This window comes from Alteromonas sp. ABV4_515 (genome assembly GCF_056160345.1).
The window spans coordinates 499557-518323 of sequence record NZ_JBSWWZ010000003.1; the positions used below are offsets into that span (position 1 = coordinate 499557).

General features: G+C 49.7%; 15 protein-coding genes. 11 read left to right on the top strand and 4 right to left on the bottom strand.

The window, feature by feature from the left end:
* Position 1: 1 nt before the first annotated feature.
* Entirely contained in the window at positions 2–310 is a 309-nt protein-coding gene (locus tag ACXAGX_RS10030; RefSeq protein ID WP_474838062.1) for an EscU/YscU/HrcU family type III secretion system export apparatus switch protein, read from the top strand.
* Between the two features lie 168 nt (positions 311–478).
* Here the strand turns inward: ACXAGX_RS10030 and recA are convergent, their stop codons facing one another.
* Positions 479–1516, bottom strand: coding sequence for a recombinase RecA (gene recA / locus ACXAGX_RS10035; protein ID WP_474817710.1), 1038 nt, complete (start codon positions 1514–1516; stop codon positions 479–481).
* Between the two features lie 209 nt (positions 1517–1725).
* Positions 1726–2241, bottom strand: a complete 516-nt coding sequence (locus ACXAGX_RS10040; RefSeq protein ID WP_474838064.1) for a CinA family protein — start codon at positions 2239–2241, stop codon at positions 1726–1728.
* 315 nt (positions 2242–2556) lie between these two features.
* On the opposite strand from ACXAGX_RS10040, the gene mutS reads away from it, so the two are divergent.
* The 9 genes from mutS to ACXAGX_RS10085 all read left to right on the top strand — a co-directional run bounded on the left by mutS (position 2557) and on the right by ACXAGX_RS10085 (position 15264).
* Positions 2557–5109 carry a DNA mismatch repair protein MutS gene (mutS, locus tag ACXAGX_RS10045; protein ID WP_474838119.1) on the top strand — a complete coding sequence of 851 codons (2553 nt, stop codon included), beginning with the start codon at positions 2557–2559 and terminating at the stop codon, positions 5107–5109.
* 152 nt (positions 5110–5261) lie between these two features.
* A complete protein-coding gene (locus tag ACXAGX_RS10050; protein ID WP_474817708.1) occupies positions 5262–6893 on the top strand; it encodes a CTP synthase in 1632 nt (543 codons plus the stop codon).
* Positions 6894–6952: 59 nt separating this feature from the next.
* The gene (gene eno / locus ACXAGX_RS10055) at positions 6953–8245 is read left to right on the top strand and encodes a phosphopyruvate hydratase (protein ID WP_070127199.1); all 1293 of its coding nucleotides are present in this window, start codon (positions 6953–6955) and stop codon (positions 8243–8245) included.
* Positions 8246–8324: 79 nt separating this feature from the next.
* Positions 8325–8984 (top strand): hypothetical protein, encoded by a 660-nt coding sequence (locus ACXAGX_RS10060; RefSeq protein WP_474838066.1) that lies wholly within the window; start codon positions 8325–8327, stop codon positions 8982–8984.
* Between the two features lie 268 nt (positions 8985–9252).
* Positions 9253–10812, top strand: coding sequence for a 2-isopropylmalate synthase (gene leuA, locus ACXAGX_RS10065; RefSeq protein WP_474838068.1), 1560 nt, complete (start codon positions 9253–9255; stop codon positions 10810–10812).
* A 1-nt stretch (position 10813) separates the two neighbouring features.
* The gene (leuB, locus tag ACXAGX_RS10070) at positions 10814–11911 is read left to right on the top strand and encodes a 3-isopropylmalate dehydrogenase (protein WP_474817705.1); all 1098 of its coding nucleotides are present in this window, start codon (positions 10814–10816) and stop codon (positions 11909–11911) included.
* Between the two features lie 8 nt (positions 11912–11919).
* The gene (gene leuC / locus ACXAGX_RS10075; RefSeq protein WP_474838070.1) at positions 11920–13320 is read left to right on the top strand and encodes a 3-isopropylmalate dehydratase large subunit; all 1401 of its coding nucleotides are present in this window, start codon (positions 11920–11922) and stop codon (positions 13318–13320) included.
* Positions 13321–13323: 3 nt separating this feature from the next.
* Positions 13324–13926, top strand: coding sequence for a 3-isopropylmalate dehydratase small subunit (leuD, locus tag ACXAGX_RS10080; protein ID WP_474817703.1), 603 nt, complete (start codon positions 13324–13326; stop codon positions 13924–13926).
* Between the two features lie 159 nt (positions 13927–14085).
* Positions 14086–15264 carry an HD-GYP domain-containing protein gene (locus ACXAGX_RS10085; protein ID WP_474838071.1) on the top strand — a complete coding sequence of 393 codons (1179 nt, stop codon included), beginning with the start codon at positions 14086–14088 and terminating at the stop codon, positions 15262–15264.
* A gap of 209 nt (positions 15265–15473) precedes the next feature.
* On the opposite strand, the gene ACXAGX_RS10090 is transcribed toward ACXAGX_RS10085, so the two are convergent.
* Together ACXAGX_RS10090 and ACXAGX_RS10095 are read right to left on the bottom strand one after the other, a co-directional pair.
* Complete coding sequence (locus tag ACXAGX_RS10090; RefSeq protein WP_474838073.1) at positions 15474–16607, bottom strand: general secretion pathway protein GspB; 1134 nt, start codon at positions 16605–16607, stop codon at positions 15474–15476.
* Positions 16600–17511, bottom strand: a complete 912-nt coding sequence (locus ACXAGX_RS10095; protein WP_474817700.1) for an ExeA family protein — start codon at positions 17509–17511, stop codon at positions 16600–16602. The genes ACXAGX_RS10090 and ACXAGX_RS10095 overlap by 8 nt, the downstream gene beginning before the upstream one ends.
* A gap of 136 nt (positions 17512–17647) precedes the next feature.
* On the opposite strand from ACXAGX_RS10095, the gene ACXAGX_RS10100 reads away from it, so the two are divergent.
* Positions 17648–18760 (top strand): tRNA nucleotidyltransferase/poly(A) polymerase-related protein, encoded by a 1113-nt coding sequence (locus ACXAGX_RS10100; protein ID WP_474838075.1) that lies wholly within the window; start codon positions 17648–17650, stop codon positions 18758–18760.
* The last annotated feature ends 7 nt before the right edge of the window (positions 18761–18767 follow it).

Sequence of the window (18767 nt, forward strand, 5' to 3'; positions counted from 1 at the left end):
TGTGAGCGATAAAACCCGAAAGGCTATCGGCATTAAATATAATAGCGGTGAAGCGGGCGCTAAACCTAAAGTGGTTTCAAAAGGGTTTGGCGATTTGGCGCAGGCGATTATTCAGCAAGCCGAAGAGGCGGGTGTGCTTATTCATGAAGATCCTTATTTAACCGACATGCTATCAACACTGGATTTAGGGCAAGAGATACCAGAGTCACTGTACTACGTCATTGCCGAGCTAATTGCATTTTCTTTCGTATTACAGGGCAAGATCCCGGCAGGTTGGGAGGACAGCGGTCATCTGCCACAACGTGTTTAAAGCGCGTATTCACGCAGTGTAAGTGCTCTGCGCTTCACCACGATCATAAACCTTATTACCCTCACTTTCCAAAAAAAAGACCGACATCATCGTCGGTCTTTGTCGGTCTTTTTCCCTGCGCATAACCTGCATGGATAGCTTGGCTCAATAATGACCAAACGTTAATTTTTATAGCGTATCTTCTGACTCGCCTTCAGCTTCTTCTGGCTTAACGCTCTTCGTTGCCAGTAATTCAGCACGGATTTTCGCTTCGATCTCGTTGGCGATATCCGGATTCTCTTTCAGGAAATTCATTACGTTCGCTTTACCCTGACCGATACGATCGCCATTGTAGCTGTACCAGGCTCCGGCTTTGTCTACAAACTTCTGCTTCACGCCCAGATCGATAAGCTCAGCTTCTTTACTGATCCCTTCGCCGTAGCGGATCATGAACTCAGCCTGTTTGAACGGCGGTGCGACCTTGTTCTTCACAACCTTCACCCGGGTTTCGTTACCCACAACCTCGTCGCCTTCTTTCACCGCACCGATACGACGGATATCCAGACGAACTGATGCATAAAATTTCAGTGCGTTACCACCGGTAGTGGTTTCAGGGTTACCGAACATCACACCAATCTTCATACGGATCTGGTTGATGAAGATACAAAGCGTGTTGGATTTCTTAATGTTGGCAGTCAGTTTACGCAGTGCCTGAGACATCAGACGCGCCTGCAGACCAACGTGAGAGTCACCCATCTCACCTTCGATTTCCGCTTTCGGCGTTAGTGCGGCTACTGAGTCAACAATCACCACATCTACTGCGCCAGAGCGTACCAGCATGTCACAAATTTCAAGCGCCTGTTCACCGGTATCAGGCTGAGATACCAGCAGATCATCAATGTTTACGCCAAGCTTACCGGCATAGATAGGGTCTAATGCGTGCTCAGCATCAACGAAGGCACAGGTTTTACCTTTTTTCTGCGCTTCTGCAATAACCTGCAGGGTCAGTGTGGTTTTACCTGATGATTCCGGCCCGTAGATTTCAACAACACGGCCACAAGGCAGACCGCCTATACCGAGCGCAATATCAATGCTCAGCGATCCGGTAGAAATGGCTTCAATATCGTGTGCCTGGTTATCGCCCAGACGCATGATCGCGCCTTTACCGAATTGCTTTTCAATCTGGCCTAAGGCGGCGGAAAGAGCTTTTGATTTGTTGTCGTCCACGTTATTATCCCCAAGATAATGGATGCCCGTGATGCAGTGTTACTGCCAGCGGCGCGGTAATCATTTTTGATTCCGATGTCTTTATACTGACCTGCCTGCACATTTCAGTGCTTACATTCACGGATCGTTATTTCGAATGTTGATTGCATTCTATACTGTATAAGCATACAGTCAAGTGCAATTTGATGTTTAGTCTGGCAGAGACAGGATTATTCAGCAACCAGTCGTTGGTACAGAGTTGTAATCGCAAAGCGAATCGCTTTTTCGCGTACCGAAGTTCTGTCGCCAGAAAACAGCTGCTTTTCAGTAAACACGGTACCGTTCACCAAAAAGCCAAACCATACCGTTCCCACTGGCTTTTCAGCAGAACCACCGCCAGGACCGGCAATACCACTGACAGAAATCCCTGTTTCGGCACCGCTGTTCGCAACCACGCCTTGCACCATTTCAGACACTGTTGGCTCTGAAACAGCGCCAAACTGTTCAATGGTGTCAGCTTTCACGCTCAACAGTGATTGCTTCGCTTCATTGGAATAGGTCACCCAGGACTGATGAAACCAGTCAGAACTGCCAGACACGGAAGTGAACGCATAAGCGATACCACCACCTGTGCAGGATTCTGCACAAGAAACCGTCAGGCCCCGCTCGCGCAACAGGTTGCCCAGTGCAGAAACGCATTCTTCAAGAGGACTGTTCGCACAAACAGTTGAAAAATCCGTACTCATACTAATAATACTCACCAATGAATTAATTCCGTTGTACCATTTTACACATTTAGCCGCTGGTAAAGACAGAAAGTTGGCGAAATAGAGAAGGAGAAGGCGCTTCTGGACGGACGACGGAACTGCATTTGAAACACGGCGTAAACCCATCCCTGGGGCCTCGGCTGCCGCATCCCTGCGGCAGACGGTTTCAAATGCAGTCCTCGTAATCCGTCCGCGCGCCTTCCCGGTCAACTGGGTCCGTACTCCGGCCATAGCGCCTTCTCACTCAAGCAATATCAAAATAACAAAGAGGTTTTCTTGGAATCACATACGCCGATGATGCGCCAGTATCTGGCCATAAAAGCACAACATCCAAATATTCTACTGTTCTACCGGATGGGGGACTTTTATGAACTCTTCTATGACGATGCCAAGAAGGCGGCGCAGTTGCTGGATATTTCGCTGACGGCGAGAGGCAAATCCGGTGGTGAGCCAATACCCATGGCTGGCGTGCCTTACCATGCGGTTGAAGCTTATCTTGCTCGACTGGTAAAAATGGGTGAGTCGGTGGCAATCTGTGAGCAAGTTGGCGATCCGGCTACCAGCAAAGGGCCGGTTGAGCGGGCGGTGCAGCGTATCGTTACACCTGGTACCGTTACCGACGAAGCATTGCTGGAAGAGCGCCGCGATAATTTGCTGGCAGCAGTATGCGGACATACCATGCAATATGGCATTGCCACCCTGGACATTAGCAGTGGCCGTTTTCTGGTGATTGAATGCGACAGCGATGAGCAACTTCTCGCTGAGCTTCAGCGCCTTAACCCTGCCGAGCTGCTTTATCCTGAGGGCTTCGAAAGCCTGCCGCTGATCGAGCGACGCAAAGGGTTACGCCGTCGACCGGAATGGGAATTTGATGCGCAGACTGGTAATGAGCAGCTGAATCAGCAATTCGGCACCCAGTCACTGGACGGCTTCGGCGTGAAAGGGTTAGATAAAGCCATTGGTGCGGCGGGATGTGTACTGCAATATGTAAAAGACACCCAGCGCACTGCCCTGCCCCACATTCGCAGCATTCACCGTGAGCAACAGGAAACCCGTATTCAGCTGGATGCCGCTACCCGCCGTAACCTCGAACTGACCCAAAATCTGGCCGGCGGCCAGGAAAACACCTTATTCAGTGTGCTTGATGCCACCGCAACCCCAATGGGAAGCCGTTTGCTGCAGCGCTATCTGCACGCGCCAATCACTGATCACTATGAACTTACCCATCGTCAGAAGGCCATTGCTTCGCTGATCGAAAACGGTAACGAAGAGGTTGCAGACACACTCAAGCGCATCGGTGATATTGAACGCATCATGGCCAGGCTCGCACTGCGTTCTGCACGTCCCCGGGATTTTTCCCGCTTGCGAAACGCCTTCAATGAGTTTCCTGATTTACTTGCGCAGCTCGAAACGTTCAGTAATCCACTGCTCTCAAGTCTGGGTAAGGCCATTGGCACCTATCCTGAACTTCAGGAATTACTAAATAAAGCTATTGTCGATAACCCACCGGTGGTGATCCGCGACGGCGGCGTTATTGCGGAAGGCTTCAACGAAGAACTCGACGAACTACGTAAGCTCTCTCAGGGGGCTACCGACTATCTTGATGCGCTGGAACAACGGGAACGTGAGCGCACTGGTGTATCTACGTTGAAAGTAGGCTATAACCGCGTTCACGGTTTCTTTATTGAATTAAGCCGTGCCAATAGCGGTGCTGCGCCAGCAGAGTATATTCGTCGTCAAACGTTAAAAAATACTGAGCGCTATATCACGCCAGAATTAAAAGAACACGAAGACAAAGTGCTTACCAGTCAGGGCCGCGCAATGGCACTGGAAAAGCAACTGTATGAGAATTTATTCGATAATTTCCAGCCACATTTAACCGCGCTTATAAATACCGCAGAAGCGCTGGCCAAGCTGGACGTTATTCAGAGTTTCGCAGAGCGTGCCATTGCACTGGATTTACATTGCCCTGCACTCACCGACGAGCAGGAAATCACCTACGAAGCCGGTCGCCATCCAGTGGTTGAGCAGGTCATGGAAGACCCGTTTATTGCCAACCCGGTAACACTCAATGATGAGCAACGCATGTTAATTATTACCGGCCCGAACATGGGCGGTAAATCAACCTACATGCGTCAGACCGCGCTTATTGTGCTGATGGCATACCTGGGCAGCTATGTACCAGCAACCAATGCCCGTATTGGTCGTGTGGATCGTATATTTACCCGAATAGGTGCATCGGACGATCTGGCTTCTGGCCGATCTACCTTTATGGTGGAAATGACCGAAACCGCCAACATCCTGCACAATGCCACAGAACACTCACTGGTATTAATGGACGAAATCGGTCGCGGAACCAGCACCTATGATGGTCTTTCACTGGCTTGGTCCTGTGCTAGTTTCTTAGCGCGGGAAATTAATGCCTACACCCTGTTCGCCACCCATTACTTTGAGCTTACTCAGATGGCCGAATCTGAACAAGGCGTGGTGAATGTGCACTTAGATGCCGTGGAGCATGAAGATACTATCCGGTTTATGCACACCGTTGAAACCGGCGCAGCCAGCAAAAGTTATGGTTTACAGGTAGCACAACTGGCCGGGGTACCCCGTCCGGTAATTACTGCGGCACGGGCAAAACTGCACGAACTGGAGAACCGGGAACCAGGCGAAGCGGTTTCTATGCAGGTTCAGGAAACGCCGAATGCCAGCAAAGGCCAGTCGGAAATGCATTTTTCTGACATGCCGGATCCGCTGCGTGATGCACTTAAGCAGTTGTCACCAGACGAATTATCACCACGGGAAGCCCTGGACCTTATCTATACCCTCAAGCGGTTAAGTCAGGCTTAAACAGCCATCACAAAAATAACCCGCTCGACCTGCAGGCAAACAGATTGTTTGCCTGCTACTCTTTCGCTATAATATTGCGCCGTCCAAGTGCTGAATCCCGTTTTGCCAACTCTCAGCACATTAGCCATACAATCCAAAGCCTTAGGTTTCGCATGACAAATTATATTTTCGTCACCGGTGGTGTCGTATCATCGCTTGGTAAAGGTATTGCTGCCGCTTCGTTAGCAGCCATTCTTGAAGCGCGTGGTCTCACCGTTACGATGTTAAAACTGGATCCATATATCAACGTTGATCCAGGCACAATGAGCCCAATTCAACACGGGGAAGTGTTTGTCACGGATGATGGCGCAGAAACCGACTTAGACTTAGGTCACTACGAGCGCTTTATCCGCACCCGTATGACCAAGCGCAATAACTTCACCACAGGTCGTGTGTATGAAGAAGTATTGCGTCGTGAAAGACGTGGCGACTACCTGGGTGCCACTATTCAGGTTATTCCGCACATCACTAATGAGATCAAACGTCGTGTCATCGACGGTGCAGAAGGTCACGATGTGGCTATCGTGGAAGTGGGCGGTACCGTAGGTGACATCGAGTCACAACCGTTCCTCGAAGCAATCCGTCAATTAGGTACTGAAGTGGGTCGCGATCGCGCGATGTTCATGCACCTGACATTAGTACCTTACATGCCAGCATCTGGTGAGGTGAAAACCAAGCCTACTCAGCATTCTGTAAAAGAGCTGCGTTCTATCGGTATTCAGCCTGACATTCTGGTGTGCCGCTCTGTTGGCGCACTGCCAGCCACTGAACGCTCTAAAATCGCTCTGTTCACTAACGTAGCAGACAAAGCGGTTATCTCACTGAAAGACGTAGACAGCATTTACCGCATTCCGGCTGCATTGAAAGCACAGGGTATGGACCAACTGGTTGTAGATCGCTTCCGTCTGGACTGCAAAGAAGCTGACTTAACCGAGTGGGAACAAGTTCTATACGCAGAATCAAACCCAACGGCTGAAGTGAACATTGGTATGGTAGGTAAATATGTTGAACTGCCTGATGCCTACAAGTCGGTAAACGAAGCGCTAAAACACGCCGGCCTGAAAAACCGTCTTACCGTGAATATTCATTATATCGATTCTCAGGATATTGAAAGCAAAGGCACTATGATGCTTGAGCAGCTCGACGCTATCCTGGTTCCGGGCGGCTTCGGCGAGCGCGGTATTGAAGGTAAAATTGCCGCTGCTCGTTATGCCCGTGAAAATAAAGTGCCTTATTTAGGCATTTGTTTGGGTATGCAGGTTGCTTTAATTGAATTTGCCCGCAATGTTGCTGGTATGGAAAACGCAAACAGCACCGAATTCGATCCGAAGACACCTTACCCGGTAGTTGGTTTGATCACAGAATGGCTGGATGCAGATGGCTCTACAGAACAGCGTGATGCAACCTCAGATTTAGGTGGCACCATGCGTTTAGGTAGCCAGCTTTGCCACCTGATCCCAGGCAGCAAAGTATGTGAGACCTATGGCAGTGAAGAAATTTATGAACGTCACCGCCACCGTTACGAAGTGAATAATAATCTTCGTGACCAAATCGAAGCAGCAGGTTTAAAAGTAAGTGGATTGTCCACAGATAAACGCCTGGTGGAAGTGATTGAAATCCCGGACCACCCGTGGTTCGTGGCAGGCCAGTTCCACCCGGAGTTCACTTCTACGCCCCGCGACGGACACCCGTTATTTAAGGGCTTTGTAGAAGCTGCTGGTCAATACCAGAAAGCTAATCACTGATTCTAAAAAAGTAAAAGGCCGCATTTTGTGGCCTTTTGCACAATCGTTGAGGAAAAAAAATGGCGAAGATTGCTCGCATTGTTGGACGCGAAATCCTGGATTCACGTGGTAACCCCACTGTTGAAGCGGATGTTTATCTTGATTCTGGCGCAATGGGTCGTGCAGCAGCACCCTCTGGCGCATCTACTGGTTCACGTGAAGCACTGGAACTGCGTGACGGCGATAAAAGCCGCTACCTGGGCAAAGGTGTAGAAAAAGCCGTTGCAGCAGTAAACGACGTAATTGCACCTGCTTTGGCGGGCATGGACCCTCTGGCGCAAACAGACGTTGATAACAAAATGCTTGAGCTGGATGGCACGGAGAACAAAGAAAAACTTGGCGCAAACGCAATCCTTGCTGTTTCTCTGGCAGTGGCAAAAGCTGCAGCTATTGAGAAAGGCGTTGCACTATACGAGCACATCGCTGATCTGAACGGTACACCAGGCGTTTACTCTATGCCTGTACCAATGATGAACATCATCAACGGTGGTGAGCACGCTGACAACAACGTAGATATTCAGGAATTCATGGTTCAGCCTGTTGGCGCGAAAAGCTTCAAAGAAGCGCTGCGCATGGGTGCAGAAATCTTCCATAACCTGAAGAAAGTACTGTCTGCTAAAGGTCTGAACACCGCGGTGGGTGACGAAGGTGGTTTTGCGCCTAACCTGAGCTCTAACGCTGAAGCATTAGCAGTTATCGTTGAAGCCGTTGAAAATGCTGGCTACAAAATGAATGAAGACATCACGCTGGCTCTGGACTGCGCGGCATCTGAATTCTATAAAGAAGGCAAATACGTACTGTCTGGCGAAGACAAGTCTTTCGACTCTGAAACCTTCGGTGATTACCTGGCTGATCTGGCCGAGCAATACCCTATCGTTTCTATCGAAGACGGTCTGGACGAGAGCGACTGGGACGGTTGGGCGAGCCTGACTAACAAGATTGGTAATAAAGTACAGCTGGTTGGTGACGACCTGTTCGTAACCAACACCAAAATCCTGTCTCGCGGTATCGAAAACGGTATCGGTAACTCAATCCTGATCAAGTTTAACCAGATTGGTTCACTGACTGAAACTCTGAACGCGATCAAGATGGCGAAAGACGCAGGTTTCACTGCCGTTATCTCTCACCGTTCAGGTGAAACTGAAGATGCCACTATCGCTGACTTAGCGGTAGGTACAGCGGCAGGTCAAATCAAAACGGGTTCTCTGTGCCGTTCCGACCGTGTTGCTAAGTACAACCAGTTACTGCGTATTGAGCAGGCGCTGGGCGACAAAGCGGTTTACCCGGGTCGCAGTGCAATCAAAGGTCAGTAATGACCAACAAACGGGTAGCACTGGCTACCCGTTCTTTTTAATGCTACTTTATTGATATATTTCATAAACCTTTGTAGCTATGTCGTCAGGTTCTCATTCGTCGTCTAATCAGTCCGATTTCTTCTCGGCCACTGGCGCTACTGACGGAAAACCCGTTTTTACCGAAATCTGTAACGCCCTCTACGAACGCGAGTTACTGGTCCTTTCTCAGACCACCGGAAATCAGGTAAAGCTGCTACAGAGTCGGTTAGCCGCCCTTCCCCATCGAATTCAGCGTGCCGCCCATTATCTTTCTCGGCATAAAACCCCGCTCACTGTTGATAGCCATAACGGTACCTGGCAATACAAGCAAGCAGGAAGCTGTCCAGCCAATAAAGTTGAATCGGAAATGACTCGCGTCTGGTATAGCGAACATGCTGCCTATGGCCTGGCGGTACCGGTTCGTTTGCAACGGTTTGATGAAGAACATATTGAACTGGACTCCATCGACCGGGTGCAGTTTGACAATGAGATGCTGCACACCAATAAATACGGCTGGTTTACCTTCGATGGCATCAGTCAATCAAGCAACACTGAAACAGACTTTAAACTGATTAAGCCTACCAAAGCGATTATGGCAGCAGCGTGTTGTGGGCACCGTTGGAACCACAAAGGCAAACTCGCCCCCCGCACGGTGTCATTAAGAGAGTTATTGCTTTCTACCACCATAAAATGGAAGAAATTCACCCTTCTGGCCTGACCATTGAACGCAAATAGGATGAATATAACCATTATTTATAACCCAGAAGACAATCAAGGGTTGACCTGAAGGCGCTACATGGTTACATTGTCGGCTATCAACTGGGCAGGCAAATAAACGCTATTATTATGCAATCTGTTTTTCTATCTCTTCTACTCCTCATGGCAGCAAGACTGCACGGGTAGATTGCATCCAGTTATAGGAATCTCCATAAACCCGTGCATCGCACGGGTTTTTTTTTAATTGTTTTAACCATGAGTATTAAGCCATGACGAATCAGGTAAAGATCTTTGATACCACCTTGCGCGACGGCGAGCAGGCACTGCTGGCCAGTTTAAGTGCCAAAGAGAAATTACAGATCGCCCTGGCACTCGAACGCCTGGGCGTAGACATCATGGAAGCGGGTTTCCCGGTGTCCTCTCCAGGTGACTTCAATTCCGTTCAGATGATTGCCCGTGAAGTAAAAAACAGCATTGTTTGTGGCTTAGCCCGAGCTGTTGAGGCCGATATTGATGCCTGTGGTAACGCGTTGAAAGTAGCCGATCAGTTCCGAATCCACACTTTCCTGGCCACCTCTGATATTCACATTGAGCACAAACTGCGTAAAACCCGTGATCAGGTTATCGACATGGCCGTTGGTGCAATTAAGCATGCCCGCCGGTACACTGATGATGTTGAATTCAGCTGTGAAGATGCAGGCCGTACCGATATCGATTACCTGTGCCGGGTGGTAGAAGCGGCAATTAACGCCGGGGCGAACACCATCAATATTCCTGACACTGTGGGTTACACCATTCCTACTGAATTTGGCAATATTGTTACCAACCTGATGAATCGCGTGCCGAATATCGACAAAGCAACGATTTCCGTGCACTGTCACAACGACTTAGGCTTGGCGGTTGCCAACTCACTGGCTGCGGTTGAGCAAGGTGCACGTCAGGTGGAATGTACCATGAACGGTATTGGCGAACGGGCCGGTAACACCTCGTTGGAAGAAATCGCTATGATTTTGCAAACCCGCGAATCGTTGCTTGGTCTTAAGTCCAACATCAACTCTACCGAAATTCACCGCACATCCAAGCTGGTAAGCCAGCTGTGTAACATGCCGGTACAATCTAACAAAGCCATCGTCGGTACTAATGCATTCAGCCATTCCTCCGGTATTCACCAAGACGGCGTATTGAAGGCGCAGAACACTTACGAAATCATGACCCCAGAGAGCGTGGGTATCAACAAAAACAACCTGAACATGACATCACGTTCGGGTCGCCACGTAATTAAACACCGCCTGGAAGAGCTGGGTTACAAACCGGAAGATTACGATCTGGAAGCTGTTTACGCTGCATTCTTGGAACTGGCTGATAAGAAAGGCCAGGTGTACGACTATGATTTAGAAGCCTTATTATTCTTCGATCAACAAAAACACGATTCAGCCCACTACCAGCTGAAATATCTGCATGCGACTTCTGGTCGTGAAATTGTGCCAAGTGCAACAGTAACCCTGCAGGTTGGCGAAGAAGAAGTGACCAAAACCGCCATAGGAAATGGTCCGGTAGATGCCGCATTTAATGCTATTATGGAAGTGCTCGGTCACCAGGATCTGGTGGTTGTAGACTTCAAACTCGACTCCAAAGGAGAAGGGGCTGATGCCCTGGCCCAGGTTGGTGTCATCGCAGAATATAAAGGTCGCCGTTTCCACGGCATCGGTCTGGCTACCGACATTGTCGAAGCCGGCGTAAAAGGCCTGATTTTCGTATTAAATAATACCTATATCGCTGATCAAATCGATCAGCAAAAGAATCAACAAGAACGCGTTGCAGGAGTATAAAGTGAGCGAATTTAACATTGCCGTCCTCGCCGGTGACGGCATCGGCCCGGAAGTCATGCAAGAAGCCAACAAGGTATTGGATGCCATTGAAACCAAATTTGGTGTGACTTTTAACCGTACCGCTTACCCTGTGGGTGGCTACGCCATTGATACCGAAGGCGAAGCATTGCCGCCAAAGACTTTGCAAGGCTGTGAAACTGCCGATGCCATTCTTTTCGGCTCAATTGGCGGTCCTAAATGGGATTCCCTGCCACTGGAACAACGCCCTGAACGCGCCGCTCTGCTTACCCTTCGCAGCCACTTCGATTTATTCAGTAACCTGCGCCCAGCCAAAATCTATCCTGGTCTGGAAGGTCTTTCACCCTTGCGTGCTGACATTGCAGCCAGTGGCGTTGATGTATTGGTTGTACGCGAACTAACCAGCGGTATCTATTTTGGTCAGCCAAAAGGCCGCGACGGTGAAGGCGAAGAAGAATACGCTTTCGATACCATGCGCTATTCCAAGCGTGAAATTCGCCGCATTGCCATTTCTGCCTTTGAAGCAGCGCAGAAGCGTCGCGGTAAAGTTACCTCGGTAGACAAAGCCAATGTACTGGTGTGCAGCCGTCTGTGGCGTGAAGTAACAGAAGAAGTAGCCAAAGACTATCCAGACGTTGAACTGGAACACATTTATATTGATAACGCGACCATGCAGGTAATGAAAAATCCTGCTCAGTTCGACGTCATGCTGTGCTCCAACCTGTTCGGCGATATCATCTCTGATGAGTGCGCCATGATGACGGGTTCGATGGGCCTGCTTGCATCTGCCAGTATGAACGAAGACGGTTTCGGTCTTTACGAGCCTGCCGGTGGTTCTGCGCCGGATATTGCTGGTCAGGGCATTGCTAACCCAATTGCACAAATCCTTTCCGCCGCCATGATGCTCCGCTTCTCGTTAAACCAGCAAGAAGCCGCCGATGCCATCGAAAAAGCGGTTGTTGCTACCTTAGAATCCGGTGTACTTACCGGCGAGCTGCTGCCTGCTGAAAAGCGTGATCAGGCATCCACCACAGCACAGGTTGGCGACGAAGTTGTTAAACAAATTCTGAGTCAGGAGTAAGCTATACCATGGCCAAGACCTTATACGATAAAGTTTGGGAAGCGCACGTCGTTGACCAATTAGGCGAAGACAGCTTGCTGTATATCGATCGCCACCTAATCCATGAAGTAACCTCACCACAAGCCTTTGCTGGTTTGAACGAAAAAGGCCGTAAGGTCCGTCGTCCAGACCGCACTTTCGGTACCATGGACCACAGTATTTCTACCCGTTCACTGGCTATTGATGCCTGTGGCCCGCAGAATGCGCTGCAGCTGAAAACGCTGGCGACAAACTGTGAAGAGCACGGTGTTAAACTGTTCCCAGTAGGTCACCAGAAACAGGGCATCGTGCACGTAATGGGTCCGGAACTGGGCCTCATCCTGCCTGGTATGACCGTAGTGTGCGGTGACTCTCACACGGCAACCCACGGTGCATTCGGCGCATTGGCGTTCGGTATAGGTACCTCTCAAGTTGAACACGTTCTCGCCACCCAGACCCTGAAGCAAAGCAAAGCGAAAAGCATGCTGATCAATGTGAACGGCAAGCTGGCTGTTGGCATTACCGCAAAAGATATCATTCTTGCCATCATTGGTAAAATTGGTCACGCCGGAGCCACTGGCCACGTGATTGAATACGCAGGTGAAGCAATTCGTTCTTTGACTATGGAAGAACGTATGACGATTTGTAATATGAGTATCGAAGCGGGTGCCAAGGCAGGTATGGTTGCACCTGACGATACCACGTTCGAATACGTAAAAGGTCGCGAATACGCCCCAACAGGAAGCGATTGGGATGAAGCGGTCGCCTACTGGAAATCATTACACAGCGAAGACGGTGCCACTTTCGACACCGTGGTAGAACTGGATGCAGCTGACATTGCACCGCAAATCACCTGGGGCACGAACCCGGGTCAGGTAATTGGTGTGGATGCGCCGGTACCGGCTCCGGAAGAGTTCACTGATGCGGTTGAAAAAGAAAGTGCCAGAAAAGCGCTGGCTTATATGGGGCTGTCTGCGGGTGACAAACTTGATGCAGTGCCAGTAAGTCACGTGTTCATCGGTTCCTGTACTAATGGTCGTATTGAAGATATGCGTGCAGCCGCATTCATCGCCAAGCAAGGTAAAGTGGCTGACACCGTAACCGCCATTGTGGTGCCAGGCTCTGGTGCGGTGAAGCGTCAGGCAGAAGAAGAAGGCCTGGATAAGATTTTCACCGATGCAGGGTTTGAATGGCGCCTGCCAGGCTGCTCTATGTGTCTGGGTATGAACGACGATATCCTGCAGTCAGGAGACCGTTGCGCCTCTACCAGTAACCGTAACTTCGAAGGCCGTCAGGGCCGTGGTGCGCGCACCCACCTGGTTAGTCCGGCAATGGCTGCGGCCGCCGCGCTGAAAGGCCGTTTTGCTGACGTTCGCGAATTTCAGGAGTAAGTCATGAGTCAGGGTTTTACAGTACACACCGGCCGCGCTTGTCCTCTGGATCAGGCCAATGTCGACACCGATCAAATCATTCCAAAGCAGTTTCTGACTGGCGTTACCCGCACCGGTTACGGCAAGCACCTGTTTCACGACTGGCGCTACCTTGACCTTCACGAGCAAGAGCCAAACCCCGAATTTGTGGTAAATAAGCCGGAATACGCTGGCGCCAGCATTCTGCTGTCACGGGAAAACTTCGGTTGTGGTTCAAGTCGTGAACACGCACCGTGGGCACTGGCAGATTTTGGTTTTGATGTTGTTATTGCAACGTCATTCGCTGATATTTTCTACGGCAACTGCATCAATAACCAGTTGCTGCCTATCGCTCTGTCATCAGCGCAAATGGATGCACTGTTTGGTGCAGTAAAAGCTAACGCAGACCTTGAAATCGTGGTTGATTTACCCGCGCAAACCGTTACTGCTGGCGAGCTTACTTTCAGCTTCGACATTCTGGCCCACCATAAAAACAACCTGATTAAAGGGTTGGATGCCATCGGCCAAACCCTCGAACTGACCAGTACCATTGAAGAATTTGAAGCAAAGCAGCCAGCCTGGCTTTAATTTCTGAGATTTGTTCTATACTAAAAAAAGGCGATGTTTATACATCGCCTTTTTTATATTTAGCGGTTGATAGTTAGGAGCAAACCGGGCTGGCTAAACGGGTTTTAAACCCGGCACGACTTCCGGTTTAGGACATTTATTTCAAAGCATCGAGGCATTATGCTTAAACACGTGTCAATAAACGACCTCATACCCGGTATGTTTGTGAGCCAAGTCGTGGAACAAACGGGCAATACCCGGGTAAGAACCAGCGGCGTTGTTAAAAGCACCTTATCGGTTGAGAAACTTCGGGAGATGGGCATAACACTGGTCGAGGTGGATTACTCTCGCAGCCAGGTAACAGAGCCCCAGCAAGAACCAACCAAAGCTTCTGAAGATTCCCCAAAACCTAAAAGTAACAGCGATGTCCTGTCTTCTGCCAACCAGCTTTACGACGAAGCCCTTACGCTACAGAAATCATTTATCAGCGCGCTGCAACGCGGTGCCCCTAATGATTTAACGAAAGCCTCTGAACTCTCCTCTAGCATCATCGAAGGCGTATTTGATAATAAGGATGCGATGTCATGTCTGACGATGATCAAAAACTCAGACCAATATTTGCTTGAGCACTCCATAAATTGCGCCATTCTGATGGCAATGTTTGCCGATCATCTTGGCTTTGACAGAGACACCATTGATGAAGCCTGCATGGGATCTTTGTTAATGGATGTGGGTATGTCTCAGGTACCTGAAGAAATTCGTCATAAAACAGATAAACTTTCACCTGCAGATTGGTCAGTGCTGCGCCAACACGTAGCGATCAGTCTGGAACTGGTAGAGCAAGGTGAACAAATATCTGCCCTTGCTTTATCGATTATTTCACAACACCACGAGCGTGAAGATGGCTCCGGCTACCCAAATTCATTGGGCAGTACTGAAATTGCCCCCTTATCGAAGATGGCCGCAATTATCGACAGCTATGATGCAATGACGTCGAATCGGAAGCATAAGGACAGTATTACCCCCACACTGGCGTTAAAACGTTTGGCGAAAGACCCCAGCCTCGACAATCATTTAGTCAAACAATTCGTTCAGTGTGTAGGGGTTCACCCTGTCGGCTCGCTGGTTAAGTTGAAAAGTGGCCGTTTAGGCATTATAGCCAAGCCCCACCCGGAAGATTTACTGGCACCGGTGGTGATGACGTTCTATAGCATCTCCGGCGGCCATTTCAGTGAAATTAAACGGGTGGACCTTTCTCAGGTAGATGATGAAATTGAATCCGGCGTGCGCCCCGACGATTTCGGCATCAACCTGCCGAAATTTTTCAAAGATGTGTTTATTAACCAGGTACCGGATTAATAAATCCTGTCTACTGCAAGTTTCGAATAATCATGCACCTGCCAGCCCGGCTTATAACGCGGAACGGACGGTATGTGGGCGGTGGGTGTACAAGCATTCGAAACCGTCTGCCGCAGGGAAGCGGCAGCCGAGGCCCCAGGGATGGGTGCACGCCGTGTTTCGAATGATTGTGCACCTACCAGCCCGACATCTACCGCATGTTGCACGCGCTACCAGTCGGTAAGCGCTGCCATGGAAAATTCTTTGCCTTCAAAGCTGAGAATTACCCGTTGCGCTTCAATTTTAACGATTTGTACTTGGTCTTCAATCCAGTCACCCTCGCCTAACTGTGTGCCATTCACTCTTACCCAGCGGTCAGACGGACGGCTCGCATACATGTGGGCGTTGAATGCCATGCTTGGTAAGCGGGTGAGCATACGCACCGGTAGTTGGTCAACGCGAGGCATGTCATCGCGCACCGTGACTTTGGTTTCAGCTCTTGGTTCAGTGGCACGGTTGTCCAGTTCGTCGATAGCTCTATTAAAACGTGCCATCAATTCCGGGGAGACTTCCACGTCACTTTCCTGAGGCGCATTGATCACTTCTCCGCCTAAATCCACTTGAGCCTGTACCGAATTTTCAGCGTAGCGCTGGGCAGTCTCTGCCTGAGTTGCACTTTGCTGGACTGGTGTTTGAGCGGGTGCCTGTTCAGGTGAAACAGCACCAGGTTGCAACTCTGACGGCACCGCGTTGGCAACGTTTGTACTTTGCGCCACCTCAGTTTCTGTATCCAATGCTGCTAGGTCATCGGTATCGTTGGCATCTGTAACCACATCTACTTCAGCGGGACTATTCTCCTTTTCAGGTCCATTAACCGCGCCCGGTTTCGTCTCATCGGCCACATCATCTGAAGCCGTTGCCACCACATTTTCAGCCTGCGGCCACCAGGCAGGATAGCTCCCCGCAGCACCGCCAATTGCAAGTCCAACGATTATCACGCCCGTAAAAGACATCACCTGACGAGAATACACCTTCCACATCGACGGTAGCCCCTGCACAGTAGGCAGAAACAAACTACGGTTAAACTGGTCTGAAATAGCGTTATCCAGCTTATTCACGCTGGTATCGTGGTCACCTCGAATCAATTTTTGGGTTTGTGTTCGATGATGTACAGGCTTTTCAATTTCGACGGTTTGCGCGGGATCAACCTCCACTTCCAGCACGCCCATTTCTGCAAGCCCTGTTACCATAGCATCACTGGTTACCAACCCTGACTTTCGAATTTTTACCGGGCCGTTCTGTTCGGTAATGCGAACAATCACCATACCCGGTTTAAGTTCAGCAATTTTCATCAGTTCAGACATACAACCTCCCGATGCCAAAGCCCACCAGCAATGCTAATACAAAGGCCGTACCTAACATCCATTTGCGCTGACTTTGAATACGCTGACTAACCACATCATCACCGAGAATTTGTTCTGCTGCCGCCAGAAAAATAGGCTTTTTCACCACCGCATGTTGTTTCGTAAAAGACAGGGTCAGCGCGCGGTCGCATAAAAGATTAATGACCCGGGGAATACCACCGGTAATTTGATGAATCGCTTTTAACGCCTGTGGGCTGAAAATACTGATATCGCCGTTCGCGACGCTAAGACGGTGGGCCACGTAAGACGACACTTCCGGTGCTGTTAATGGCAATAAATGATATCGCGCGGTGATCCGCTGTGCGAGCTGACGCAGTTCATTCCGCTTCAGCAATTGTTGAAGCTCCGGCTGCCCAATGAGGACAACCTTCAGCAGTTTTTCGCGATTCGTTTCCAGGTTAGTGAGCAATCGCAGTTGCTCTAACACTTCAGGCATTAAATGCTGCGCTTCATCAATCATCAACACTGTGTTCATGCCTGCCTGATGATTGTCAGCCAGCTTCGCCAATATGCGGTCAGTAAAATACTTCAAACTGGCCTTATCAGCGTCGTAAGCGATACCCAGTTCATCACACACCGTGGCCAGCAATTCAAGGGCCGACAGCGTAGGGTTCAGAATCATCGCAACTTGCGTATTGTCAGGCAGTTGCTGCAGTAATTTTCGTGATACCGTTGTTTTACCTGTGCCCACCTCGCCGGTAAGCATGACAAATCCACCGCTTTCCCTCAGGCCGAATGTCAAATGCGCCAACGCTTCTTTATGGCGTGGACTCATGTACAGGTAATCAGGGTTTGGAGCAATTGAAAATGGGTTGTCCGTTAGCCCAAAATAATTCAGATACATATGCTTGTCAGAGTTAGCAATTCACCGCGACTAAACTACCTAGCCACTTGCAATAAGTCAAAATCAAAGCGATTCGAACACCAATTTAATGAATGGTTCAGGCATAATAACGAAAAACACAAAATGCGATGGTTTTATGGATGTTTATTTAGTGGGTGGCGCGGTGCGCGACGAATTACTCAATCGGCGGGTTACCGAACGTGATTGGGTGGTAGTTGGTGCGACTCCAGAAGAGATGCTCGCCAGAGGCTTCGAGCAAGTCGGCAAGGATTTCCCGGTATTTCTGCACCCAAAAACCAAAGAGGAATACGCCCTCGCCCGCACCGAGCGAAAGTCTGGCAGTGGTTACACCGGCTTTGTTTGTTACGCTGCACCAGATGTCACCTTAGAACAAGATTTAATCCGTCGCGATCTCACCGTGAATGCTATTGCCAAAGACAATGATGGCAACCTTATTGATCCTTATCACGGTGTGAGAGACCTAGACTCCCGAATTTTACGGCATGTGTCAGAGGCTTTCAGTGAAGATCCGCTTAGGGTATTTCGTGTAGCGCGTTTTGCTGCTCGCTACGCGCACCTTGGGTTCAAAGTTGCTGAAGAAACGCTTTCGCTGATGCGCAATATGGCTGACAGCGGTGAATTGGCACACCTCACTGCCGAGCGAGTGTGGAAAGAAACGATTCGCGCGTTGGGTGAAAATAACCCGGAAGTCTATTTTCAGGTGCTAGCACGTGCTGAGGCACTGAATGACTGGTTTCCCGAGCTGATTACATCGCTTAAAAACACTGATTCGCGGCTTGAGCGCGCGGTATCAGCCAAGTCTAGCGACGATATTCGCTGGGCGCTGCTTTTCGCGAATACTTCAGCAGAAGGTACAGAAACCTTGTGCAAAAGAGTAAAAGCGCCAAACAAATACGCTGAACTCGCTATGCTGGTCAGCCGTTTCAGCAAGGCGTTCACTCCCTCAAACACCGCTGATGACTGGTTGACGCTCTGTAATCAGTGCGATGCCTGGCGTAAGCCAGAACGCTTCACAGATTTTATCACTGCATGTACGTTGATAAATGACAATGCCGATATCAGCAGCGCTTTGGCAACGTCATTACATGAAACCGTAAAAGAGGCCAGCAAACTCAGCGCAAAAGCGTTTGTCGAGCAAGGATTGCGCGGTCCGCAAATTGGCGAGGCGATGAACCTGGCCCGAAGGGATATTTTTGAAAAGCGTTTCCGTTTAGATCTGTTCTCCTAGCCAGGAG

Bases quoted from the DNA above. Each gene is read 5' to 3' on its own strand.
- ACXAGX_RS10040 (WP_474838064.1), bottom strand. From the start codon at position 2,241: ATGAGTACGGATTTTTCAACTGTTTGTGCGAACAGTCCTCTTGAAGAA.
- mutS (WP_474838119.1), top strand. From the start codon at position 2,557: ATGATGCGCCAGTATCTGGCCATAAAAGCACAACATCCAAATATTCTA.
- ACXAGX_RS10050 (WP_474817708.1), top strand. From the start codon at position 5,262: ATGACAAATTATATTTTCGTCACCGGTGGTGTCGTATCATCGCTTGGT.
- eno (WP_070127199.1), top strand. From the start codon at position 6,953: ATGGCGAAGATTGCTCGCATTGTTGGACGCGAAATCCTGGATTCACGT.
- ACXAGX_RS10060 (WP_474838066.1), top strand. From the start codon at position 8,325: ATGTCGTCAGGTTCTCATTCGTCGTCTAATCAGTCCGATTTCTTCTCG.
- leuA (WP_474838068.1), top strand. From the start codon at position 9,253: ATGACGAATCAGGTAAAGATCTTTGATACCACCTTGCGCGACGGCGAG.
- leuC (WP_474838070.1), top strand. From the start codon at position 11,920: ATGGCCAAGACCTTATACGATAAAGTTTGGGAAGCGCACGTCGTTGAC.
- leuD (WP_474817703.1), top strand. From the start codon at position 13,324: ATGAGTCAGGGTTTTACAGTACACACCGGCCGCGCTTGTCCTCTGGAT.
- ACXAGX_RS10085 (WP_474838071.1), top strand. From the start codon at position 14,086: ATGCTTAAACACGTGTCAATAAACGACCTCATACCCGGTATGTTTGTG.
- ACXAGX_RS10090 (WP_474838073.1), bottom strand. From the start codon at position 16,607: ATGTCTGAACTGATGAAAATTGCTGAACTTAAACCGGGTATGGTGATT.
- ACXAGX_RS10095 (WP_474817700.1), bottom strand. From the start codon at position 17,511: ATGTATCTGAATTATTTTGGGCTAACGGACAACCCATTTTCAATTGCT.
- ACXAGX_RS10100 (WP_474838075.1), top strand. From the start codon at position 17,648: ATGGATGTTTATTTAGTGGGTGGCGCGGTGCGCGACGAATTACTCAAT.